Here is a 22,439-nt window from a genome sequence, read left to right as displayed (position 1 = left end):
TCCTTCTTCTGCGAGCAACCGGCCAGCACGGCAACCGCGACGGCGAGAGTGAGCAGCGAAGCTGCGGTCGAACGACGGGCGGACATGAAGGCTCCACGGGAAGGGCAGGCGTACGAGGGCACAGCAAGGCACGGGGACTGGACCGGCGACACCGGCGCCCCCTGCGACTTAGCTGAGGCATACCTTAGGGACTATCGATTTGTCCGTCTACACCAGCCCCCGCCTCTCCGACATGCGGACACGCCGGTGAGACGGCCACCGCGGCACGGGTCGCCCCTCCGGCCCCCCGGCTCACCGCCCGGCGCTCACCCCACCCGGCGGGCCGCCGCCCGGGCGGTCCACCGGCCGTCGTGGCGGGTGATCCTGATCGGGTGGCCGAAGCAGTCGCTGACCAGCGGCGTCGTGATCACCTCGTCGACGGCGCCGGCGGCGACGCACTCCCCGTCCCGCAGCAGCAGGGCGTGGGTGGTGCTCTCCGGCAGTTCCTCCAGGTGGTGGGTGACCAGCACGCTGGCCAGCTCGGGGTGCTGGTGCCGCAGCAGGTCGAGGCTGTCGAGCAGTTGCTCCCGGGCCGTCAGGTCCAGTCCGGTGGCGGGTTCGTCGAGCAGGAGCAGGCGCGGGCTGGGCATCAGGGCGCGGGCGATCAGCGTCCGGCCGCGCTCGCCCTGGGAGAGCGTCGGCCAGGTGGCGGCGGCCATCGCGGCCATCCCCAGGGTGTCGATCACCCGGTCGGCCCGGGCCAGTTCGGCGTCGGTGGGCAGCTTCTGCAGGTCGGGTTCGATGCTGTTGGTGAGCCCGGTGAGGACGACCTCCCGGACGGTCAGCGGCGAACGGAGCGGGTGGCGCGGGTTGACGTGCCCGAGGTGGGCCCGGAGGTCGCGGATGTCCACCCGTCCCAGTCGCCGGCCCAGCACCTCGACCTCGCCGCGGGTGGGGTGCGAGACGGCTCCGAGCAGGGCGAGCAGGGTGCTCTTGCCCGCGCCGTTGGCGCCGAGCAGCGCCCAGTGCTGGCCCGGTTCGATGGTCAGCGTGATGCCGCGCAGCAGGTACCGGCCGTCCCGGACCACGTCCACCGCCCTGGTGCGCAGCAGCGGGCCGCCCGGCAGCGGATCCGCGGACACCGCACCTGCGGGCACCGGGTCAGCGGTCGGCGCGGACGCGGTGGACGCGGACGCGGTCGACGGCGCGGACGCGTCGGACGGGGGTGCGGACATGCTCATGAGGGCTGCTCCTGGGCGCACGGGGGCCGAAGTGACCGGACGGAGGGCGGGGCGCCGGAGCGGCGGGTGACGGTCCGTCACTGCAGCTCCGCGCGTGCGCGCCCGGGTGCGGCGGTCATCCGCGACTCCGGGTCGGTCGTCCGCGTGCAGACTAGCAAGCCCGCCCCCTCCTGCCGTGGTCCGCCCCGGCCCGACAGGGGCCCGACCGCCCGGCGCGCGACCGTCGGCCGCGCGCGCCCCCGGCGCCGCGCGCAGGCCCCGGGCGCCGTCGATCCACCGTTCCCCTGGTACGGGCGCGCGCCGCGGGGCAGTATCAGGGCAGTCGCGAGGTGGGGACCCGCGGCGCGGAGCACCGAGGGGGACGGACATGAGCAGCGATCCGATCGGCGGCACGGGGGCGGAGACCGCCGACGCCGGAGGCGGTACTGGCCCGGACGGCGTGACCGGAGTCCACCGGCTCTTCGAGCAGCACGCCCGGCGGGCACCCGATGCGGTGGCCGTCCGGGTCGGGGACCAGCAGCTGACGTACGGCGAGCTGGACGCCCGGGCGAACCGGTTGGCCCGGTACCTCGGGGAGGCCGGGCTCGCCCCCGGCGGGCTCGCGGCCGTGTCGATCGGGCGCGAGCCGGACGTCCTGGTGGCGGTGCTGGCGGTGCTCAAGGCCGGGGGCGCCTACCTGCCGCTGGAGCCGAGCAGCCCGGATCCGCTGCTGCGCCACGTCCTCGCCGGCGCCGCCCCCGCGGTGGTCGTGACGCACGAGAGCCACCGGGTGCGGCTGGCCGACACCGCCGGGTGCCCGGTGGTCTGCCTGGACACGGCGGCGGAGGCGATCGCCACCCGTGCCGGCGACCCGCTGCCGCACCGGGGCGCCGTCACCGACCTGGCCTGCGTGGTGTACACCTCGGGGTCGACCGGCCTGCCCAAGGGCGTGATGATCGAGCACCGGGGCCTGCTCAACGCCTGGCGCGCCTGGAGCGAGGTCTACGACCTCTCCCCCGCCGACCGGATCCTGCAGAGCGCCACGCTGGAGTTCGACGTCTTCACCGCCGACTGGGTGCGCGCCCTGTGCACCGGCGCGACGCTGGTGATGACCCGCCGCAACTTCACCCTGGACCGGACGGCCGACATCGCCGAGCTGCCCGCGCTGGTCGCCGCCGAGGCGATCACCGTCCTGGAACTGAACCTGCACAACGCCGCCCGCCTGCACGCCCACCTGCGGGCGACTCCGGACGGCCCCGGCCTGCCCGGGGTGCGGCTGCTCACGGTGGGCGCCGAGAAGTGGTACCTGGACGACCAGCTGGCCCTGCAGGAGCTCCTCGGGCCGGAGGTCCGGGTGCTGAACGTGTACGGCGCCGCCGAGGCCTGCATCGACAGCTCCTACTTCGACACCCGCCTCCTGCGCTCCCCCGAGCCGGAGCCCGGCCGCCGCTCCCTGATCGGCCGGCCCTTCCCCGGCACCCGGCTGTACCTGCTCGGACCGGACGGACTGCCGCTGCCGGACGGGAACACCCGCACGGCCGGCGAGATCGCGATCGGCGGGGCCGGCGTCGGCCCCGGCTACCTCGGCCGGCTCTCCTCGACGAACGCCCGGTTCCGCACCGCCGCCTTCGACCCGGACGACCGGATCTACCTCACCGGCGACCTCGGCCGCCGGCGGCCCGACGGCCTGCTGGAGTTCGTCGGCCGCGCCCACGGCTTCACGGGCGGCGCCGCCGCGGCGGCGGCCGAGTCCGTGCTGCGCACCCACCCGCAGGTCGAGCGGTGCCTGGTCGCCGAGGTCGAGGTGAAGCCCGGCGAGTGGGTGGTGGTGGCGTACGTGGTGCCGGCGGACAAGGCCGCGGACCGCTGGACGCTGTCGGCGTACCTGCGCACGAAGCTGCCCCGTTCACCCGTCCGGGCCGTCGTCCTGCTGCCGTCCCTGCCGCGCACCCGGGCGGGGAAGCCCGACCTGCGGGCGCTGCCGCTGCCGGCGCCGGCCGACCACACCGCCGAACCGGTGCTGCCCGGCCAGCGGTCGGGCAAGGTCGGCGCCGGTGGCAAGTCCGGTGGGTACCGGCCGCGCGGCGGGGAGCCCGTGCCGGCCGTGCAGTGGGCGGTAGGCGGGTGCTTCACGGTGGTCTTCGCGGTGATCGCGGCTCTGCTGACGCTGGTGCTGTTCCCCGGATCGACCGACCTGAGCGGTGTCCCCCTGGAATGGGCCGGGTGGTTCCGGATCCTCTACGTCTGCGAGTACCTCTCGTTCGGGGCGGGGGTGGTGGTGCTGGTCGCCGGCTGGCCGTCGATCAGCCGTCTGAACCGGCCGCGACTGCTCTCCCGGATGGCCCACCTCTCCCTGGTCTGGCTGCTCGCGGCCTGGTGGCCGCAGGACAACCTCTACCGGATCAGCAGCCCGACCGACTGGCCGCGCCAGACGCTCCTGGTCTACACGTTCAACGTCCCGCTGATGGTGGCGGCCCTGGTGCTCACGCGGTTCGTCACGTGGAGCCCGCGGCGGGCGGACGGCAGGCGCGACTGAGGGTCCGGGCGCGGGACGCTCCGCGAGCGGCGGCGGCCGGTGGGTCGGCGGGCGCGTCAGTCCGACAGGGCCTCGAAGAGGCCGGCGAGGGCGTGGTTGGCGGAGCGGACCAGGGCCTCCGCCGCGTCCAGGGAGTCGCCGTCCCGGGCGGCCAACGCGAGCCCGACGGACGGGAGTTCCTCGTAGCTCGCGGTCGGGACCAGCGGCAGCACGCTCACCCCGAGCCGCCGGCAGCGGGCCCGCACCGCCTCGACGTGCTCGAACAGGGTCTGCTGTGAGATCCTGGCCCCCAGCGGCAGCCCGTCCAGGGTCCGGACCAGATGCCCCGGGCCGCGGACCTCGTCCAGCCGCGACCGCAGGACGAAGGCCACCGCCGGGCCGGTCAGCCGGAGGTTGATCTCGGTCGGCGCCGGGCGGAGCAGCCGGTCGGTGACGAAGTCGACGTCGAACCAGCCCCGGTAGCCCTCGGCGGCCAGTGCCCGGCCCACCGCGAGGCCGAAGCTCCGCACGGTCTGCGCGGGCTCCGGCGGCACCAGCCGGGGCCCGACCGTCACGCCCTGGTAGGTGGTGCCGTCGACCGCCATCACGCCGACACCGACCGGGTGGACGGCTCCGTCCGGCCCGACCACCGCGTCGAAGGTGAGGTCGCGCAGCCGGCCGGCGCCGGGCACGTACTCCTCCAGCAGCAACCCGCCGCCGGGGGCCAGCACCTCCTCGGCCGCGAGCCGCCGCAGCAGCGCGCGTGCGCCCCCGGCCTCGGCGACCCGACGCGGCGTCACCACGACCGTGCCGTAGCCACCGACACCGTGCGGGGCCTTCAGCACGGTCGTCACGCCGCGCGCCGCCCGGGCGGCGATCCGACGGGCGGCCCGGCGCGGGGTGTCCGGGTGCTCCTGACGCGGGACGAGGACGCCCGGGTGGTCGGGCGCGAGCGCCGTGAACAGGGCGTGCGAGGCCGCCTTCGACTCGTACCGCCGCGTGACCGCCAGCGCGGCGCCGTCCCCGGCCAGGCCGTCCAGACCGTCCGTCAGCCCCCAGGGCAGCACGGCGTGGCCCGATCCGGCGATCCGCTCCAGCAGCGCGGGGCGCCCGCGCAGCGCGTCGGCCATCGTGAGGCCGGTGTCCGCGCTGGTGGCGAGGCCGCTGTGGAGCTCGACCCGCCCCCACTCCAACTCGGCCGCCAGCAGGCCGATCCAGGCCTCCTCGACGTGGTGCGGCAGCAGGACGACGGCGGGTTCGGGGCTGTAGCAGAGCGCCATGGAGGCGTAGTGGTGGCCCTGGCGCCGGCGCCGCTCGGCCTGCCGGGCGTCCATGTCCGGCGCGAAGAACTGGGCGTTGAAGTCGGCCACGTTGCCGATGTGCACGGCCGGTCGCCCGCCCGCCCAGGCCTGCCGCCAACCCTCCCGCTGCTCCCCCATGCCCCGAGCCTACGGCCCGGTCGCGCCACGGCGCAGCCGCTCCCGGCGGCGCGGCCCGGACACCGCGCGCCCTCGCTCAGCGGACGGTGTACTCCACCGCGACGCTCAGCACGGTGAGCGCGCCGAAGACCACGGCCAGGACGGGATGCCCGGTGGCCAGGAGGGCGAGTACCGCGGTGCCGAGCACCAGCAGCTTGATCACGATCTCGGCCGGCACCGGCAGCGGGTACCTCGGCCCGCCGGCCGCCAGGAAGAGCCCCCACACCAGGGCGGCGAGGGCGGGTGCGCCGACCGCGAGCAGGACGCTCACCGCGGTGCTGCCACCACTGCGCGCGCCCCAGTAGCCGAGCGCGGCCAGCATCCCCAGCTCCAGCGCGAAGGCGACCCCGGCGTTGACGACGGTGACCGGGGTCCACTTCCGTCCGGCCACGGGGCCTGGGCTCGCTGTCCGCACGGGTCCGCCTCTTCTCGATCGCTCGTCCCGGATCCGAGGGTCCGGGTCCGAGGGCCCGGATCTCACGCGGTACCGCACCGCACCGCTCCACGCGGGAGTGTCGCAGCCGACCGGGAGGGCCGCAACCGGCCTGGGGGCGAGGACTGTTCGCCCGCCGGGGCGAGTGCTCGAACCGCCGCGGCTCCGGTGCCGCCGCGCACCCGGTCAGACGGGCCGGAGCCGGGCCCGCAGGAGGCAGAACTCGTTGCCCTCCGGATCCGCCAGGACGTGCCAGTCCTCGGTGCCGCTCTGGCCGATGTCGACGGGCCTGGCACCGAGGGCGAGCAGCCGCTCCAGCTCGGCGTCCTGGTCGCGGTCGGTGGCGTTGACGTCGATGTGCAGTCGGAGCTTCCCGGCCCGCGGATCACGGCTGGGGCTGAGCACGAGGGTGGGCAGCGGGCCGCCGAAGCCGGCGTCAGGCGGCCCGATCTCGATGCTTCCGTCGTCCTCCCGGCCGAGTTCGACGTAGCCGAGGACCTCGCTCCAGAACGCGGCGAGCCCGTCGGGGTCGACGCAGTCGATGACCAGCTCACTGATGCGGCATGCCATACCCGTCAGTGTAGGTGGACGGCGCGGAGGTCGACCGACGGCCGCAGCCGGGGCGGCGGCCGTCGGGACCGGCTCGACCACGACGCACGACGAGGCCACCGCCCGGGGGCTGAGGCCTCGTCACCACAGGGGGCGTCGCGGGCACCACCGCGGGCTCAGGCCTCGCCGGGGTGCCAGGCGGGCCACTCCCAGGGGCGGTCCGCCCAGTGCACGAGGACCGGGTCGTGCGGGTCGAGGTCGGGGAACAGCTCCCGCAGGCGCGGCTCGAACTCCTCGGGGGCGAGCGGCTCCCAGCCGGCTCCCCGGAAGTGGACCAGCCGGTAGCGGCTGTCGGTTCGGAACTCGGCGATGTCGACCAGCGGCTTCGGAGCGGTGTCGGTTTCCATGGCTTCAGGATGTGGCGGGGCCCCGGGCTTCGCACCCGGCCCGCACCCGTTCGGACGCGTGGTCCGCGCCCCGGCCGACCGTCGGCCGGTCATGTCCCCGGCGGTCCGCGCTCGTTGGACACCGCGACGGGCCGGGCGGCCCGCACGGGAGGCGGGCATGACGGACGACCGACAACACGGCGGGCAACACGGCGGGCAGCTCGGACCGGGCGTGCCGGACGACCGACCGTACGACGGGCAGCTCGGACCGGGCGTGCCGGACGACCGACCGTACGACGGGCAGCTCGGACCGGGCGTGCCAGCCGACGGGCAGCACGGGACCGGTAGGACGGACGACCGACCGAAGCGCGGGCAGCACGGGAGGGACCGCGGTCCGGGACCGGACCGACCCGGGGCCGCTTCGGCGCTGCCCCGCCCGGGACGCCCGCGGCGTAGGGCGGTGCTCCTGCCCGCAGGCGTGCTGCTGGGGGTGCTGGCGGGCGTCCTGGTGATGTGCGGCCCGGGCGGGCCGGGGGCCGACACCGACCCGACCAGGGCGCCGGAACCCTCCGCCGAAGCGGCCGGGCGGAGCCCGGACCGGCTGCCACCGCCGCCCTGGGGGCCGCCGGAGGTCGACCCGACCGCCGACCCGGTGCCCGCACCGGTCGCGGCCCCGCCGACCGAACCGTCCGGCAGCCCCGGACCGGCGCCGGCGGAGGAGGCCGGGCCCGAGGAGGACAGGCCCGGGGATGAGCAGCCCGCCGAGGCCGAGCCCGCCGAGGAGCGTGCCGGGTCGGTCCCCGCCCCGGCTCCGCGCCGGCCCGCCCGCCCCCGGACGTCCCGGGCGCCGGCGGCACCGGCGCCGGCCGCCCCCGCACCCGCGGCGCCGCCCCCGGCAGGCTCGCTCTGCGCGAAGGCCGAGGAGCTCGGGCAGTGGGCGGCCGGCTCGGCCCGCTCCGCGATGTGTCGCGGCCTGTACGGCGGCTGACGGGCACGACGGCCCGGCCGGTACCCCCGGCACCCGGGCCGACGGGGGTACCGGCCGGGCCGGGCGCGGCCGGCGCCCGGCCCGCATGCTCAGCCCGCCGGCAGCGGGCCCAGCGCCCGCTCCAGCCTGGGTGCCAGGACACGCGCCACGGTGTCGGTGATGTGCCCGCTGTCGCGGTAGAGCAGCACACCCTGCAGGACGGCCGGGCACTCGGGCCCGCTGCCCGGGCAGAGCACCGGGCCGACGTCCAGGACCCGGACGCCGTACCGCGACGCGAGGCCGCCCGCCACCATCGGGTCGGGCTCGAACGCGGATTCACGGGGGAAGAAGCAGGCGTCCGAGCGTCCGTCGGAGGCCGCCAGGCAGGTCGGGATGTCCTTGCCCGCCATCGGGGTGTCGGCGAGGTAGGCGAGCGGGACGCCCAGTGCGGCGAGGCGGTCGAGGGTGCTGGTCCAGCCCTCGGTGCGCTCCTGCCCGTCGCCGTACCGGTTGAGGCCGGCCATCACGACCAGCCGGGGGGCCGGACCGCCCGCCAGTCGGGCCAGGGTGTTCTCGCGCCAGCGGTCGCACTCGGTGAAGTTGCGGCCGAGGACGTCGTTGCGGACGCTGATCCGGGCCAGCGGGCACCCCGGCTTGACCAGCACCTCCAGGGCCCAGTGCCGCCGCTCGGCGAACGGCAGCAGGGCGGAGATCCACTGGCCGGCGTGCGAGTCGCCGAGCAGCACGACCCGGTCCGGGCTGCCCTCGTCGCCGAACAGGCAGCGCGGGCTGTTCTCGGCGGCGAGCGGGATCTCGCAGTCCCGACCGGGCGGGAAGTCCGTCCGGGCCCGGGCCAGCGACGGGGTGAGGGTGAGCACCTGCGCGCCCGGGGCCAGCAGCTCGGCGCCGTCCGCCGCACCGACGGGCGCGCGGGTGGCCTCGGTACCGCCCAGCGCGCGCACCGTACCACCGCCCAGGGTGAGGCCGGCGATCAGCGGGATGACCAGCGCCGCCGCCGCGATCGAGAGCCCGCGGCGCGGCGCGGCGGAACCGCCCCGCAGCGGCGCCTCCACCAGGCGCAGGGTGAGCCAGGCCGGGACGGCGCTGGCCAGCGTGAGCAGGCCGGCGGTGGTCCAGGGCAGCGGGCCGAGCCGGGCCTGGGCGATCATCAGGACCGGCCAGTGCCAGAGGTACCAGGGGTAGGAGAGCCGTCCGACGGCGCGCAGCGGACGGGTGGCCAGCAGCCGCCCCACGTCCGTCCGGCTCGGCGCGCGGCCGGACCCGCCGGCCAGCAGCACGGCCGCCGCCCCGAGCGCGGGCAGCAGGGCGGCGCTGCCGGGGAACGGCGTGCTCCGGTCGTACCGCCACACGGCGGCCAGCACGGCAGCCGCGCCGAGCCAGCCCAGCAGGCTCAGCGCCCACCGGCCGAGCCGCGCGCGGGCGGCACCGCGCGGGGCCCGGGCGCCGCCGACGGCGAGCCGGTGCGCGAGCAGGGCGGCGGCGGCACCGGCCGCGAACTCCCAGAGCCGGCCGGCGGTGGAGAAGTAGCCGAGCGCCGCGGACCGGGCCGTCCAGCGCAGGCACAGCAGCAGCGAGCCGGCGCCGACGAGCAGCGTGACCAGCCAGGCCACCCCGGTCCGACGGCGTGGCAGGAGCCGGCCGAGGCCGAGCAGCAGCACGCCCCACAGGACGTAGAACTGGTTCTCCACACCGAGGGACCAGAAGTGCTGCAGGACGCTGGGATCGCGCCCGGCGGCGAGGTAGTCGGTCTGCTGGTCGACGAAGCGCCAGTTCGCGAACTGCCCGGCGGCGGCGAGGAGGTCCCGGGCCAGGTCGGTGCCGCGCAGCGGATCGAGCAGCAACCCGCCCGCGAGGGCGGTGGCGACCAGCACGACCGCGGCGGCGGGCAGGATCCGGCGGGCCCGGCGGGCGGCGAAGTCGAGCAGGCCGAGCGGCCGGGCGACCAGCATCCCGGTGATGAGGAAGCCGGAGATGGCGAAGAAGACGTCGACGCCGACGTATCCGCCGGTGACGCCCGGCACGGCCGCGTGGAAGCAGAGGACGGCGAGGACGGCGATCCCGCGCAGGCCCTCGATGTCGGGCCGGAAGGCGGCGGCCCGGGCGGGCGCGGCCGGCGCGGTTCGCCGGGGCGGTGGCCCGATCGTGGTGACGCCGGCCGGGGCGGCGGTCATGGCTGCGCCCGGGGTACGGGCGGGGTTGGGTGGTACGGCCGTTGGCACGGCGGTGCTCCTTGCAAGGGCTGGCGACGGTCGGTGGGCCGCCGGCCGTGGGGGGCCTGGCGGCGGGCCGCGCCGGTGGGGCGACGCGCAAGGACGGTGCGGGGTCGGGGAGTTCACCGCGGCGGGCCGATCCGGCGGCGCTGCGATCGGCGGCCCGGCAAAGACGCGGTGGCGGGCGTGGCGCGCTCGGGGAAGGCGGCGCTGCGCCTGCTCGGTGGTGCAGTCGAACGGTGGAGCAGTCGAACGATGACCCGGTGGAACGGTGAGCAGTGGACCGGTGGAGCAGTCGAGCAGGGGGCCGGCCGGACTAGCGGACGAGCGGACGGCCGGTGGGCCTCAGAGCAGCGGGTCCGCCCAGCCCGAGGCGAGCAGGCCGCCGAGCACCAGCACGGCGCTGACCGCGACCGCCTCGGTGCGCCCGAACCGGCCGCCGTCCACCCGACGCCTCGGCGGCGCGACCTCGCCGGAGGCGCCGTGCAGCAGCGGCCACAGCGTCCGGACCAGTGGCAGCACGGTGTACGCGGTGAGGCCGAGCAGGCCGGCGAGCGCCCAGTAGGGCTGCCAGCCGTACGCGGCGACGGCCCGGCCCAGGCCGACGGCGGCGGCCAGCAGGCACAGGCTCAGCCAGCCGACGCCGATCCGGGCGACCGTACGGCCCAGGGCGGTGCTCCCGGAGACCGCGCCGGTGGGCACCCAGTCGGCGCTGCGGCGGCGCAGCGCGTGCGCGAGGGCGACCACGTGGCAGAGCCCGCCGAGGAGTTGGACCCGGGTGACCTCGAAGCGCCAGCGGGTGCGGGAGGCCGCGGGCAGCAGCACCAGGGCGACCCAGAGCGGCGGGAGGAAGGGCAGCACCTGCCAGGGGGCGATCTCGGTGGGCGCGAAGAACAGCATGACGAGGGCGGGCAGCGGTACGGCGAAGACGTTGACCGCGCTGCTGAGGTAGCCGAGGATGCCGTTCCAGAAGCACAGCCGGGCCGAGCGTGACAGCGGCCCGCGGCGGAACCCGGGGTCGCGCAGCAGCGCGAGCGATCCCAGGCACCAGCGGTACTGCTGGCTGATGAAGGCGGGCAGGCCGGTGGGCGACATGCCCTTGGCCACCAGCACCGGGACGTAGCGGGTGCTCCAGCCCCTCCCGGCGAGGGCGAGCCCGGTGTAGAGGTCCTCGCTGTGGTCCGTCTCGGCGAAACCGCCGACCTGCTCCAGTGCCGCGCGCCGGTACAGGGCGTTGGTGCCGCAGCAGACGGTGGCGTCCTGGATGTCCCGGGAGGGCTGGATCCAGCGGTAGAAGATCTCCTGGGTGGCTCCGGCGGCGCGCTCCAGCCAGGACATCGCGGTGTCGGTGTCGAAGCACTGCGGGCTCTGCACGATGCCGACGCCCGGCGTGTCCAGGTAGGGCACCAGGTGGTGCAGGAAGTCCGTCCGGGGGCAGAAGTCGGCGTCCAGGACGGCGACGATCTCGCCCTCGCCCTCGGCCAGCCCGTGGTTGAGGTTGCCGGCCTTCTTGAACCGGCCCCGGTCGGGCCGGGCCCGGTACCGGAAGCCGTAGGACTCGGCGAGCTCGCGGACCTCCGGGCGGTCGGCGTCGTCCAGGACGAGTACGGCGAGGGCGCCCGGCCAGCGTACGGCGGCCGTGTGGCGGTAGGCGTTGTCGAGGACGTCGAGGGGTTCCCCGCAGGTCGGCAGCAGGATGTCGACGCTCGGGTGGTGCGCGGGGCGGGCCCGCAGCAGCAGCTCGTGCGAGTCCCGGGTGTAGCGGCGCTGGCGCTGGCCGTCGCCCAGCGACAGCGTCCAGGTGGCGGCGTTGAGCACGAGCAGCAGCAGGAACGGCCAGAGCAGCGGGTGACGCAGGGCGAAGAGGCCGAGGGTCACGGTGGCGCCGGCGTAGGAGAGGGTCGCGACCAGCGGGACCCAGCGGCGCTGCGGGCCGAAGTACCAGTAGAGCTCCTGGTCGTCGGGCGGTGCGGGCAGTCGCGGGGTGGCGCCGGCCCGATCGGGGTCGCGGCCTGCCCCACGGACGGGACGGGACCCGCCGGCGGGACGGGCTTCGGGTGCGGAACCGGGACGGCTTTCGGGTGCGGAAGCGCGACCGGAGTCGGTCGCGGGCATGGCGGTGCCATGGAGTGCGGGCATGCGGACGTGGCCCCCCTGGGCTTGGACGGAACGGTGCCGTTCGGGGTCAGCCTCTCACATTGGCCTAGACCATTCGTGAACAAGGTATGAATCGCACCCTCCCTCCTGCCACCGGGTTTGACGCTCTGTCACCGGAGGTGCGACCCTTCCGAGGCGGAAAGCGCAGCGGCGGGGCGCACCTCCGACCGCACCACCGGGCCGCATCCCGCCCACCCCGGCGGCCCGCGATTCGCCCGACTCGAAGCGCCCCGGCGCGCGCCCGACCACCCGACGGGCCGACGGGCCGACGGCAGGCCGCACCGGACGGCTCGGAACGGAACGACTCGGCACGGAACGGGTCAGGACGAAAGGCTCAAGAAGGCTCAGGACGGAAGGGCTCAGGACGCAGGAACCCCGAAGGCGACACCCACGAAGTCAACGACGACGGACGGCCCGGCTCGACCGGCCGGGGCGGGACACCTCACCGCCGACCGTCGGCACCGCGGCCGGAGGGGGCGGCGGAGCGGCAGCGCACCGGACACCCACCGCGGCCCGCCTCAGAGCGTCTTGGTCAGGGTCTCGAACCGCAGGTCCGGGCGGCGCGGGATGCCGAACCGCTCGTCCCCGTACGGGAACGGCGAGTAGACCCCGGTGCGGCTGAAGCCCCGGCGCTCGTACCAGGCGATCAGGTCCGCGCGCTGCTCGATCACCGTCATCTCCAGGGTGCCGACCCCCCAGTCCTCACGGGCCAGCCGCTCGGCCTCGGCGAGCACCGCCCGGCCGATCCCCCCGCCCTGCAGCCCGGGGCGGACCGAGAACATCCCGAAGTAGGCGCGGTCCCCGCGGTGTTCGAGCTGGCAGCAGGCCAGCACCCGGCCGTCGCGCTCGGCGACCAGCAGGACGCTGTCCGGCTTCCCGATCACCTCGGCGACGCCGTCCGCGTCGGTCCGACGGCCGTCCAGCAGGTCCGCCTCGGTGGTCCAGCCGGCCCGGCTGGCGTCGCCGCGGTAGGCCGACTCGACCAGCTCGACCAGCTCCGGCACATCGGCCGGGACGGCCGGGCGGAACACGGGTCGGTCCTGGGGCTGATCGGGTGCCACGGTGCGCGGTCCTCTCGTCGGGTCGTCGGGTCGTGCCGGGCCGGCGCTTCGGGTGCCGACCTCCCGCATCGTGCCACAGGCCGCGCCCGCCCCCGGCCTCCGACCCCGGCCCGACCCGGCCCCCGGCCCCAAGCCCCCCCGGCTGACCCGAAGACCCGCAGACCCCGCCCCTGGAGCTCGTGGGCCGGAGAGGGAACCCCCCGACCGGCCGCCGGGCGCCACCGCGAGGGCCCCGGACCGCGCCCCTCGAAGCGCCCCCGGACGGCGATGCGCCGGGCGGGGGTACCTGGCAGCCGTTCAGGTGTGTTCGCGGGTACCGCCCGCCGGGGGCGGGTACCTCTCCAGCTCATTTCGAGCAGCCGCGCGATCGACCGCGCGCCCCGACCCCGAGGAGAGTCCATGCCCCGCACGTCCCGCACCGCCCGCGCAGCCGCAGCCCGTCCGTCGGGAGCCCGGCCGGCCCGCGCGCGGCGCTTACCGCGGATGGCCGCCACCGCGCTGGCCGCCGGAGCGCTGCTCGCCGGCGCCGCCCCCGCGCAGGCGCAGCCGACCCGGCCGCTGCCGATCATCCTGCACCCGGACCTGGACCACGCCGGTTCGACCGTGGCCGCCCACGAGGGTCGGTCGGCCGGGCCGGGGCTGCGCCTGAGGGCCACCCAGACGCAGGGCATGGACGTCTCCAGCTACCAGGGCAACGTCAACTGGAGCGCCGCCGTCTCCAACGGGGCCCGTTTCGCGTACCTCAAGGCCACCGAGGGGACGACCTACCTCAACCCCTACTTCTACGCCCAGAGCGGTGGCTCCTTCGACGCCGGGGTGATCCGCGGGGCCTACCACTTCGCCCTGCCGAACGTCTCGGGCGCCGCGGCGCAGGCCAACTTCTTCGTCGACCACGGCGGCGGCTGGACCCCGGACGGCCTGACCCTGCCGCCGGCCCTGGACATCGAGTACAACCCGTACGGCGCCGACTGCTACGGCCTGAGCCAGGGGGCGATGGTCGACTGGATCCGCGAGTTCAGCGACACCGTCCTCGCCCGGACGGGCCGCTATCCGATGATCTACACCACCACCGCCTGGTGGACCAGCTGCACCGGCAACAACGCCGGCTTCGGCGCCACCAACCCGCTCTGGGTGGCCCGTTACGCGAGCAGCGTGGGCGCCCTGCCGGCCGGCTGGAACTTCCAGACCATCTGGCAGTACGCCGACTCCGGCGCCCTCCCCGGCGACCAGGACTGGTTCAACGGGGCGTACGACCGGGTGCAGGCGCTCGCCAAGGGCTGAACCCGGCGGCGGGGCAGCGGTGTTGGGCGCTCCGGGCCGGTGCGCCGCAGTCCGGACGGGTCGGCGCGCAGCCTAGCGCGGATCGGCCGACGGCGCTGCCGATGCGGGCCGGTGACACCGCGCGCAGGGCTATGAGCAGCCCCGTCGGCAGGGCGGCGGCCTACGCCCGTAGACCGCGTGCGGCCTCGGCGGACGCCGTGGCGGGCGCGGCGGGTCCGGCGACCTGTCGTCGTGTTGGCGGATCACCCACCGGCATGGCGAGTACATGGCTACTCTCAGAGCGCAACCGCGCGGACGAAGCGCGGTGCGTACCCGACCATGCTCAGGATCAGAGGAGTGTTCATGCACAGCACTTCCCGCTCCGCCCGCACAGTCACCCCGGTCGCCGTCGCCCCCGAGACGGTGACCCGCGGCCCCCGGCGCCTGCCCCGACTGGCCGCCGCCGCCCTCGCCGCGACCGCCCTGCTGGCCGGCGCGAGCGCCCCGGCACACGCCGCCCGACCCCAGCCCGTCCTCCACCCCGAGCAGGACTTCGCCGGCTCGACGGTGGCGGCCCACGAGGGGAGAGCGGGCCTGCCGGACACCCGATCCCTGGCCACCCAGACCAGGGGCATGGACGTCTCCAGCTACCAGGGCAACGTCAACTGGAGCTCGGCCGCCGCGAACGGCGCCCGGTTCGCGTACGTGAAGGCCACCGAGGGCACCACGTACACCAACCCGTACTTCGCCCAGCAGTACAACGGCTCCTACACGGCGGGCCTGATCCGCGGCGCCTACCACTTCGCCCTGCCGAACGTCTCCAGCGGTGCGGCGCAGGCGAACTGGTTCGTCGGTCACGGCGGCGGGTGGTCGAAGGACGGCAAAACCCTGCCGCCCGCCCTCGACATCGAGTACAACCCGTACGGCGCGACCTGCTACGGCCTGAGCCAGAGCGCGATGGTCAGCTGGATCCGGGACTTCAGCAACACCGTCCACAGCCGGACGGGGCGCTACCCGACGATCTACACCACCACCAACTGGTGGAGCACCTGCACCGGCGACAACGCCGGCTTCGGCGCCACCAACCCGCTCTGGATCGCGCGGTACGCCGGCGCCGTCGGCACCCTGCCGGCCGGCTGGAGCTACCAGACCATCTGGCAGTACGCCGACTCCGGCACCCTCCCCGGTGACCAGAACTGGTTCAACGGGGCGTACGACCGGATCCAGGCCCTCGCGAACGGCTGAACCCGGCCCGTGCGGAGGCGGCCCGGCGCGGACCACGCGCCGGGCCGCCTCTCGCCGCGCCGGCGCCCGCGCCCGCCGCACCCAGCCCGCCGCACCGGGTGTGCGCCGTGCTCAGATCCGGGCCCCGAGCATCCGCAGCACCAGCTCGCCGTAGCGCCGGCCCAGCTCCTGCGGCGACTCGCTGCTGCGCTCGGTGTACCAGCGGGTCACGTCGATGCCGAGCGAGGTGACCGCGCGGGCCGCCGTCTTCACCTCCGCGACCTCGAAGACGCCGTCCGCGACGCCGTCCGCGATGACGCCGCTCACCTCGCGCTCGATGTCCAGGCGCAGCCCCGCGACCACCGCGTAGTCCTCCGCCGGCAGGGCGTGCAGCTCGTAGTTGACCACCCGCCCCACGGTGCGGCCCCGCGCGTGCCAGCTGGTGAAGTCCTCGACGAGTCTGCGCATCCGCTGCACCGGATCGGAGCCGCCGGTGGCGGCGGCCCGGACCAGCGCCAGGGTGGCGGCGTGGCCGGCCCGGCTGATCTCGGCGAGCAGCGCCGCCTTGGAGGGGTAGTGGATGTAGAGCGCGGCGGGGCTCATCCCGGCCGCGGTGGCGATGTCGCGCGTGGTGGTGGCGTGGTAGCCGCGCTCGGCGAAGGCCTCGACGGCGGCCTGCAGCAACCGGTGCGCGGCCTCGGGACGGGGGCCCGCCCCGCCGGGCGGGGTGGTCCAGAGGTCGGCGATCGGCGTGCTGGTCATGGCGCCATCCTCCCAGAACTGTCGTGCGGGCCCGAGGGCCACCGGGGCTGTTGACAGCGTCCCGCACCGACAGCATGCTAAGCAAGCGCTTAGTCACTCCTGTTCCACTCCGCACACCCTCCGCGGACGCCGCACCCCCCACGGCCCCGCCGGACGCGAAAGGACCCTCAGTGGTGCACTCCTTCAAGGGCCAGGTGGCCGTCGTCACCGGAGCCAGCCGCGGCATCGGCCTCGGCATCGCCCGCGAGCTGGTATCCCGGGGCGCCAGGGTCTGCGTCACGGCCCGGGGCGCCGAGGCGCTGGCCGACGCCGTCCAGGACCTCGGCGGCCCCGAGGTCGCCATCGGCGTGGCCGGCAAGGCGGACGACCCCGCGCACCAGGAGGAGGCCGTCGCCCGCACCGTCGAGGCCTTCGGGCGGCTCGACCACCTCGTCAACAACACCGGCATCAACCCGGCCTACGGCCCGGTGCTCGGCACCGACGACGCGGTCGCCGCCAAGATCCTCGCGGTCAACGTGCTGGCCCCGCTCGCCTGGACCCGCCGCGCGCACGCCGCCTGGATGGGCGAGCACGGCGGCTCGGTGGTCAACGTCGCCTCGATCGCCGGCATCCGCTCCTCCGAGGGCATCGGCATGTACGGGGTCAGCAAGGCCGCGCTGATCCGCCTCACCATGGAGCTGGCCGCCGACCTCGGCCCGGGCATCCGGGTCAACGCCGTCGCGCCCGCCGTGGTGAAGACGAAGTTCGCGCAGGCCCTGTACGAGGGCCGCGAGGAGCAGGTCGCCGCCGCCTACCCGCTCGGCCGGCTCGGCGTGCCCGAGGACGTCGCGGGCGCCGTGGCCTTCCTGCTCTCCTCCGACGCGGCCTGGATCACCGGGCAGACCCTGGTCGTCGACGGCGGCGTCACCCTCGGCGGCGGGCTGTGAGCCCCGAGCCGCCGGGCAGCGGCCCGGCGGACCCGGACCTGACCGGCCGGGGCGTCGTGGTGACCGGCGCCGGCCGCGGCATCGGCGCCGCACTCGCCCGGGCCTTCGCCGCCGCCGGCGCCCGGGTGGTGGTCAACGACCTGGACGCGGAGGCCGCCGGCGCCGTGGCGAAGGAGTGCGGCGGCGTGGCCGCGCCGGGCGACGCCGCGAGCGAGGACGGCGTGGCGGCCCTGGTCGGGCGGGCCCGCGAGGTGCTCGGCGAGATCGACGTCTGGTGCGCCAACGCCGGCGTCGCGCCGACCGGCGGGGCCGACGCCCCGGCCGCCGCCTGGGCGCTGGCCTGGGAGGTCAACGTGCTCGCCCACGTCCGGGCCGCGGACCTGCTGCTCCCCCGCTGGCTGGAACGCGGCGGCGGGCGCTTCGTCGCCACCGTCTCCGCCGCCGGGCTGCTCACCAGCCTCGGCTCGGCCCCGTACGCCGTCTCCAAGCACGGCGCCCTGGCCTTCGCCGAGTGGCTCTCGGCCACCTACCGGCACCGCGGCCTGCGGGTGCACGCCGTCTGCCCGCAGGGCGTGCGCACCGACATGCTGACCTCCGCCGGCGAGATGGGCCGCGTCCTGCTCGCCCCGTCCGCGATCGAGGCCGAGGAGGTCGCCGAGGCGGTGCTCGCCGGCCTGCGCGAGGAGCGCTTCCTGATCCTTCCGCATCCCGAGGTCGCCGACTACTACGCCGTCCGGGCCACCGCTCCGGACCGCTGGATCGGCGGGATGAACAAGCTGCAGCGCACACTGGAGAAGGGTGGGGCCGCATGAGGGCCTGGCAGGTCGACGAACTGGGCGAGCCGCGCGAGGTGATGCGCCTGCGCGAGGGGCTGGCCCGCCCCGAGCCCGGCCCCGGCCGGCTGCTGGTGCGGGTCCGCGCGGCGGCGGTGAACTTCCCCGACGCCCTGATGGTCCGCGGCCTGTACCAGGTCCGCCCGCCGCTGCCGTTCACCCCCGGCGTCGAGCTCTGCGGCGTGGTCGAGGCGCTGGGCGAGGGCGTGACCGGATTCGCCGCGGGCGAGCGGGTGATCGGCAACCCGGTGCTGCCCGGCGGCGCCTTCGCCGAGTACGCCCTGCTGGACGCCGCCGCCGCGTTCCGGGCGCCGGACCCGCTGGACGACGCCGAGGCGGCCGCCCTGCACATCGGTTACCAGACCGCCTGGTTCGCGCTGCACCGCCGGGCGGCCCTGCGCCCCGGCGAGACGCTGCTGGTGCACGCGGCGGCCGGTGGCGTCGGCAGCGCCGCCGTGCAGCTCGGCCGGGCGGCCGGCGCGCGGGTGATCGGCGTGGTCGGCGGCGCCGACAAGGCGGCGGTCGCCCGGGAGCTCGGCGCCGACCTGGTGGTCGACCGCACCACCGAGGACTTCGTGGCGGCGGTCAAGGAGGCCACCGGCGGACTCGGCGCCGACGTGGTCTTCGACCCGGTGGGCGGCGACGCCTACACCGGATCGACCCGCTGCGTCGCCTTCGAGGGCCGGATCGTGGTCGTCGGCTTCGCCGCCGGTGCGATCCCCGCGCCCGCCCTCAACCACGCGCTGGTGAAGAACTACTCGATCCTCGGGCTGCACTGGGGCCTCTACAACACCCGCGACCCGCAGGCCGTCCGGGCCGCCCACGAGGAACTCTGCAAGCTGGCCGAACAGGGCGTGGTCCGCCCGCTGGTGAGTGCCCGGCTGCCGCTGGCCGAGGCCGCCGCGGGCGTCCAGCTGGTCGCCGACGGGCGCAGCACCGGCCGGGTGGTCGTGCTCGGCGACTGACGGGCGGGACCCGGCCGGACGGACGGCCGAGGGCCGACGGGTCGGCCCGGCCGGGCAGCCCTCGGGGGCCGGCGACGGTGGTCGCCGGCCCCCGTAGGGTGTGCCCGCAGCGCGTCAGGCGCGGCCGGCGGCCTTCTGGGTCCGCCGGGAGAGCGAGTCGACGACGACCGCGGCGAGCAGCACCGCACCGGTGATCATGAACTGGATGGCGTTGCTCACGCCCATGATGTTCATGCCGGACTGGATCGAGCCGATCACCAGCGCACCGAGCAGCGCGGACCAGGTGCTGCCGCGTCCGCCGAAGAGGCTGGTACCGCCGATGACGGCCGCCGCGATGCAGTTCATCAGCAGGTTGCCGCCGCCGGAGGTCTGGCTGGCCGACTGGATCTGGGCCGCCAGGAAGAGGCCGCCCACCGCCGCCATGGTGGAGCAGATCATGAAGACCGAGATCCGGATCCACGAGACGTTGATGCCGGCGCGCCGGGCGCCCTCGATGTTGCCGCCCAGCGCGAAGATCTGCCGGCCGTAGGCGGTGCGGCGGAGCACGAAGTCCAGCACCACGATGAAGATCAGGAAGATCAGCAGGGCCAGCGGCAGCCCCTTGTACTGGTTGAGGGTGTACGCCACCACGAAGGCGATGACCGCCAGCACGATCGTCCGCAACGCGATGTCGACGGGCGGGCGGAACGGCACGCCGGCCGCGCGCCGGCGGCGGGCGTCCAGCAGGTTGGCGGTCAGGAAGAGCAGCACGCCGATCGCCGCGACCAGGTAGGCCGCGATGGTCTGGCTGTAGATGGTGGTGTAGAGCCGGGAGACGATGTCCTTTCCGGAGAGGTTGACGGTGCCGGAGGAGCCCAGGATCTGCAGCATCAGGCCGTTCCAGGCCAGGTTTCCGGCGAGGGTGACGACGAAGGCGGGCACCCCGACCTTGGCGAAGAACAGGCCCTGGATCAGCCCGACGAGCGCGCCGCCGACGAGCGCGGACACCAGTGCCACCCACTGGTTGACCCCGTGGGTGACGTTCATGACCGCGAAGATCGCGGCGCAGAGCCCGCTGACCGAGCCGACGGAGAGGTCGATCTCGCCGAGCAGCAGGACGAACACCACGCCGATGGCGATCATCCCGGTGCCGACGATCTGCTGGGACAGGTTGGAGAGGTTCTGGGCGGACAGGAAGGTGCTGTCCAGGCTGCCGAAGACGGCCCAGATGATGATCAGGGCCAGCACCACCGGCAGCGAGCCCAGCTCCCCGCTGCCCAGGCGGCGTTTGAACTCGCCCAGGTACCCGGTCACGCCCTGTTCCCGGACGATCAGCCGGGGGTCGACTACCGGGACGGCGTCGTGGGCCACCGGCACGGGTGCGTTGACGCCGCCCTTCGGCATGCTGTCCTCGGGCAACGGCGCGCGGTGGAACTCACCGTCACCCGGCTGCGGGTTGTTGTCGCTGCTCACGCTTGCCCCTCCGTACCGCGCGCCTGACGGCGGGTCACGGCGTTGTCCGTGGCGCCGGTGATGGCGGAGATGATCTCTTCCTGGTTGGTGTACCGGCGGTCGAAGAACCCGTTGTTGCGCCCGAGCCGAAGTACCGCGATCCGGTCCGCGACGGCCATAACGTCGGCCATGTTGTGGCTGATCAGGATGACGCCCAGGCCCCGGTCGCGGAGCCGCTCGACCAGGTCGAGGACCTGGGCGGTCTGCTCCACGCCGAGGGCGGCGGTCGGTTCGTCGAGGATGACCACCTTGGGTTCGCCGACCAGCGCGCGGGCGATGGCGACGGTCTGGCGCTGGCCGCCGGAGAGCGAGGCGATCGGGATCCGGACGCTGGGGATGCGGATCGACAGGGTGCTGAGCAACTCCCGGGAGCGCTTCTCCATGCCGACCTCGTCGAGGATGGTGAAGTGGCGCATCTCGCGGCCGAGGAAGAGGTTCCCGACCACGTCCAGGTTGTCGCAGAGCGCGAGGTCCTGGTAGACGGTGGCGACGCCGAGGGACTGGGCGTCCTGCGGCCGGTGGATGGAGACCGGCCTGCCCTCCCACTCGATCACGCCCTCGTCCGGCTGGTTCACCCCGGCGATCGTCTTGACCAGCGTGGACTTGCCCGCGCCGTTGTCCCCCACCAGGGCGACGACCTCGCCCGGGCGTACCTCCAGCTCCACGTCGGTCAGCGCCTGCACGGCGCCGAACCGTTTGGAGACACCGCGCAGCGCGAGTACGGGCTCAGCTGCCACAGTTATCAACTCCCTTGTTCACCCGGGCCGTCGCGCACGAAGCCCGGCCCGGCCGCACTGGCCGGGCTCCGGTCAGGACAGCCCGATCTCGGCGCAGGCCGCGGCGTAGTCCGGGGTGCAGATCTGAGCGGCGGTGTAGAGGCCGTCGGCGACCACGGTGTCCTTGATGTTGTCCTTCACCAGGACGGTCGGGGTGATCAGCACCGAGGGCACCTTGTGGTCGCTGCCGCTGGTGGAGGTGGCGGTCGCCTTGTCGGTGGGCACGCCCTTGCCCGTGGCGAGCGCGACCGCGATGTCGGCGGCGGCGGTGGCCTCGGGCTTGTAGGGCTTGTAGATGGACATGGTCTGGGTGCCGACCAGGATCCGCTGCACCGCGTCGAGCTGGGCGTCCTGCCCGGTCAGCGGGACGGAGAGGTTCGCGGCCTTGAGCGCGGTCGCGATGCCCGCCGCCATGCCGTCGTTGGCGGAGTAGACGCCGACCACGTTCGGCGCGCCCAGCGCGGTGATCGCGGCGGCGGCCTCCTGGTTGGCGTTGTTCGGGTCCCAGTTGGGGGTGTCGTACTCCTTGCCGATGGTGAGCTTGCCGTCCATGGCGCTGTGCGCGCCGGCCTTGAACTCGGCGGCGTTCGGGTCGGTCGGCGAACCGTTGATCATGATGATCTTGCCGGCCGAGGCCTTGTCGCCGACCGCCTTGACCAGGGCCTCGCCCTGCAGCACGCCGACCTTGCGGTTGTCGAAGGAGACGTACGCGTCCACCGGCCCCTGCGCGAGGCGGTCGTACGCCACCACCTTGACGCCGGCGTCGTGCGCCTTCTGGACGGAGGACTGGATCGACTTGGCGTCCACCGCGTCCAGGATCAGGACCTGGTTGCCCTTGGTGAGGGCGGTGTCGACCTGGGTCTGCTGGGTCGTCGCGTCCTGGTTGGCGTTGTAGTAGTCGATCTGCGCGTTCGGGGCGATGGCCTTGATCTGCGCCTCGATCAACGGCTTGTCGAACTGCTCGTAGCGCGTCGTCTTGGTCTCGGGCAGCAGCAGACCGATCTTGATCGCCCCGCTGGCGCTGCCCGAGGCGCCACCACCCGAGGATCCGGTGGACTGCTTCGCGCTGCCGCACGAGGCGAGCGTGAGCGCGACGGTGACCGCCGCGGCGGCGATGACGATGCGGGAAGGACCTGGCTTCACTGGAATGCCTCTCAGAGTGGAGAACACCCCCCGGGATCCGAGTCTCCGGCCGCCCGCGCCGGGCTGCTATCCAGGACGGCCGA

19 protein-coding genes are annotated in these 22,439 nt (G+C 75.0%); 7 read left to right on the top strand and 12 right to left on the bottom strand.

Translation table 11 applies throughout. The features are described from left to right. Positions 1-305: 305 nt before the first annotated feature. Positions 306-1,220 carry an ABC transporter ATP-binding protein gene (locus tag ACFTWP_RS23600; protein ID WP_380266665.1) on the bottom strand — a complete coding sequence of 305 codons (915 nt, stop codon included), beginning with the start codon at positions 1,218-1,220 and terminating at the stop codon, positions 306-308. A 367-nt stretch (positions 1,221-1,587) separates the two neighbouring features. Here ACFTWP_RS23600 and ACFTWP_RS23595 point away from each other — a divergent pair, with 367 nt between their 5' ends. Continuing rightward, on the top strand, positions 1,588-3,735 hold the full coding sequence (locus ACFTWP_RS23595; protein ID WP_380266664.1) for an AMP-binding protein: 2,148 nt from the start codon (positions 1,588-1,590) through the stop codon (positions 3,733-3,735). 56 nt (positions 3,736-3,791) lie between these two features. Here the strand turns inward: ACFTWP_RS23595 and ACFTWP_RS23590 are convergent, their stop codons facing one another. From ACFTWP_RS23590 to ACFTWP_RS23575, 4 genes are all read right to left on the bottom strand, one after another. Further along, positions 3,792-5,153 (bottom strand): hypothetical protein, encoded by a 1,362-nt coding sequence (locus ACFTWP_RS23590; RefSeq protein WP_380266663.1) that lies wholly within the window; start codon positions 5,151-5,153, stop codon positions 3,792-3,794. A gap of 76 nt (positions 5,154-5,229) precedes the next feature. Next, entirely contained in the window at positions 5,230-5,583 is a 354-nt protein-coding gene (locus ACFTWP_RS23585; protein WP_380266662.1) for a YrdB family protein, read from the bottom strand. Positions 5,584-5,811: 228 nt separating this feature from the next. Further along, entirely contained in the window at positions 5,812-6,195 is a 384-nt protein-coding gene (locus tag ACFTWP_RS23580; RefSeq protein WP_380266661.1) for a VOC family protein, read from the bottom strand. Between the two features lie 155 nt (positions 6,196-6,350). Further along, positions 6,351-6,581, bottom strand: a complete 231-nt coding sequence (locus ACFTWP_RS23575) for a hypothetical protein (RefSeq protein ID WP_380266660.1) — start codon at positions 6,579-6,581, stop codon at positions 6,351-6,353. A 439-nt stretch (positions 6,582-7,020) separates the two neighbouring features. On the opposite strand from ACFTWP_RS23575, the gene ACFTWP_RS23570 reads away from it, so the two are divergent. After that, entirely contained in the window at positions 7,021-7,548 is a 528-nt protein-coding gene (locus ACFTWP_RS23570; protein WP_380266658.1) for a hypothetical protein, read from the top strand. Positions 7,549-7,637: 89 nt separating this feature from the next. On the opposite strand, the gene ACFTWP_RS23565 is transcribed toward ACFTWP_RS23570, so the two are convergent. The 3 genes from ACFTWP_RS23565 to ACFTWP_RS23555 form a co-directional block, all read right to left on the bottom strand. Then, positions 7,638-9,767, bottom strand: coding sequence for an acyltransferase family protein (locus ACFTWP_RS23565; RefSeq protein ID WP_380266657.1), 2,130 nt, complete (start codon positions 9,765-9,767; stop codon positions 7,638-7,640). Between the two features lie 336 nt (positions 9,768-10,103). Next, a complete protein-coding gene (locus tag ACFTWP_RS23560; RefSeq protein WP_380266656.1) occupies positions 10,104-11,897 on the bottom strand; it encodes a glycosyltransferase family 2 protein in 1,794 nt (597 codons plus the stop codon). 536 nt (positions 11,898-12,433) lie between these two features. Then, complete coding sequence (locus ACFTWP_RS23555; protein ID WP_380266655.1) at positions 12,434-12,976, bottom strand: GNAT family N-acetyltransferase; 543 nt, start codon at positions 12,974-12,976, stop codon at positions 12,434-12,436. 399 nt (positions 12,977-13,375) lie between these two features. Here ACFTWP_RS23555 and ACFTWP_RS23550 point away from each other — a divergent pair, with 399 nt between their 5' ends. Both ACFTWP_RS23550 and ACFTWP_RS23545 read left to right on the top strand, forming a co-directional pair. Further along, on the top strand, positions 13,376-14,257 hold the full coding sequence (locus ACFTWP_RS23550; protein WP_380266654.1) for a lysozyme: 882 nt from the start codon (positions 13,376-13,378) through the stop codon (positions 14,255-14,257). 342 nt (positions 14,258-14,599) lie between these two features. Further along, positions 14,600-15,481 carry a lysozyme gene (locus tag ACFTWP_RS23545; RefSeq protein ID WP_380266653.1) on the top strand — a complete coding sequence of 294 codons (882 nt, stop codon included), beginning with the start codon at positions 14,600-14,602 and terminating at the stop codon, positions 15,479-15,481. Positions 15,482-15,592: 111 nt separating this feature from the next. On the opposite strand, the gene ACFTWP_RS23540 is transcribed toward ACFTWP_RS23545, so the two are convergent. Then, positions 15,593-16,222 (bottom strand): TetR/AcrR family transcriptional regulator, encoded by a 630-nt coding sequence (locus ACFTWP_RS23540; protein ID WP_380266652.1) that lies wholly within the window; start codon positions 16,220-16,222, stop codon positions 15,593-15,595. Positions 16,223-16,392: 170 nt separating this feature from the next. On the opposite strand from ACFTWP_RS23540, the gene ACFTWP_RS23535 reads away from it, so the two are divergent. Genes ACFTWP_RS23535 through ACFTWP_RS23525 form a run of 3 tightly spaced genes read left to right on the top strand, consistent with a single transcriptional unit; the run spans position 16,393 to position 18,946 of the window. Continuing rightward, entirely contained in the window at positions 16,393-17,148 is a 756-nt protein-coding gene (locus ACFTWP_RS23535; RefSeq protein WP_380266651.1) for an SDR family oxidoreductase, read from the top strand. Next, on the top strand, positions 17,145-17,960 hold the full coding sequence (locus ACFTWP_RS23530; protein ID WP_380266649.1) for an SDR family oxidoreductase: 816 nt from the start codon (positions 17,145-17,147) through the stop codon (positions 17,958-17,960). The genes ACFTWP_RS23535 and ACFTWP_RS23530 overlap by 4 nt, the downstream gene beginning before the upstream one ends. Next, entirely contained in the window at positions 17,957-18,946 is a 990-nt protein-coding gene (locus ACFTWP_RS23525) for an NADPH:quinone oxidoreductase family protein (RefSeq protein WP_380266648.1), read from the top strand. Before ACFTWP_RS23530 ends, ACFTWP_RS23525 begins: the two co-directional genes overlap by 4 nt. Before the next feature lie 114 nt (positions 18,947-19,060). Here ACFTWP_RS23525 and ACFTWP_RS23520 read toward each other — a convergent pair whose 3' ends face one another. The 3 genes from ACFTWP_RS23520 to ACFTWP_RS23510 form a co-directional block, all read right to left on the bottom strand. Further along, positions 19,061-20,329 (bottom strand): sugar ABC transporter permease, encoded by a 1,269-nt coding sequence (locus tag ACFTWP_RS23520; protein ID WP_380266672.1) that lies wholly within the window; start codon positions 20,327-20,329, stop codon positions 19,061-19,063. 65 nt (positions 20,330-20,394) lie between these two features. Next, positions 20,395-21,174: an ATP-binding cassette domain-containing protein gene (locus ACFTWP_RS23515; RefSeq protein ID WP_380266647.1), complete on the bottom strand. Its 780-nt coding sequence runs from the start codon at positions 21,172-21,174 to the stop codon at positions 20,395-20,397. A gap of 72 nt (positions 21,175-21,246) precedes the next feature. After that, positions 21,247-22,356, bottom strand: a complete 1,110-nt coding sequence (locus tag ACFTWP_RS23510) for a sugar ABC transporter substrate-binding protein (RefSeq protein ID WP_380266646.1) — start codon at positions 22,354-22,356, stop codon at positions 21,247-21,249. Positions 22,357-22,439: the final 83 nt, after the last annotated feature.

The organism is Kitasatospora sp. NPDC057015 (assembly GCF_042673745.1).
GTDB lineage: Bacteria > Actinomycetota > Actinomycetes > Streptomycetales > Streptomycetaceae > Kitasatospora.
This window is presented reverse-complemented; position numbering and strand designations above follow the sequence as displayed.

Excerpts from the sequence above, each read along its gene's own strand:
- ACFTWP_RS23600 (WP_380266665.1), bottom strand. The coding sequence starts at position 1,220 with ATGAGCATGTCCGCACCCCCGTCCGACGCGTCCGCGCCGTCGACCGCG.
- ACFTWP_RS23595 (WP_380266664.1), top strand. The coding sequence starts at position 1,588 with ATGAGCAGCGATCCGATCGGCGGCACGGGGGCGGAGACCGCCGACGCC.
- ACFTWP_RS23590 (WP_380266663.1), bottom strand. The coding sequence starts at position 5,153 with ATGGGGGAGCAGCGGGAGGGTTGGCGGCAGGCCTGGGCGGGCGGGCGA.
- ACFTWP_RS23580 (WP_380266661.1), bottom strand. The coding sequence starts at position 6,195 with ATGGCATGCCGCATCAGTGAGCTGGTCATCGACTGCGTCGACCCCGAC.
- ACFTWP_RS23575 (WP_380266660.1), bottom strand. The coding sequence starts at position 6,581 with ATGGAAACCGACACCGCTCCGAAGCCGCTGGTCGACATCGCCGAGTTC.
- ACFTWP_RS23560 (WP_380266656.1), bottom strand. The coding sequence starts at position 11,897 with ATGCCCGCACTCCATGGCACCGCCATGCCCGCGACCGACTCCGGTCGC.
- ACFTWP_RS23550 (WP_380266654.1), top strand. The coding sequence starts at position 13,376 with ATGCCCCGCACGTCCCGCACCGCCCGCGCAGCCGCAGCCCGTCCGTCG.
- ACFTWP_RS23545 (WP_380266653.1), top strand. The coding sequence starts at position 14,600 with ATGCACAGCACTTCCCGCTCCGCCCGCACAGTCACCCCGGTCGCCGTC.
- ACFTWP_RS23540 (WP_380266652.1), bottom strand. The coding sequence starts at position 16,222 with ATGACCAGCACGCCGATCGCCGACCTCTGGACCACCCCGCCCGGCGGG.
- ACFTWP_RS23525 (WP_380266648.1), top strand. The coding sequence starts at position 17,957 with ATGAGGGCCTGGCAGGTCGACGAACTGGGCGAGCCGCGCGAGGTGATG.
- ACFTWP_RS23520 (WP_380266672.1), bottom strand. The coding sequence starts at position 20,329 with ATGCCGAAGGGCGGCGTCAACGCACCCGTGCCGGTGGCCCACGACGCC.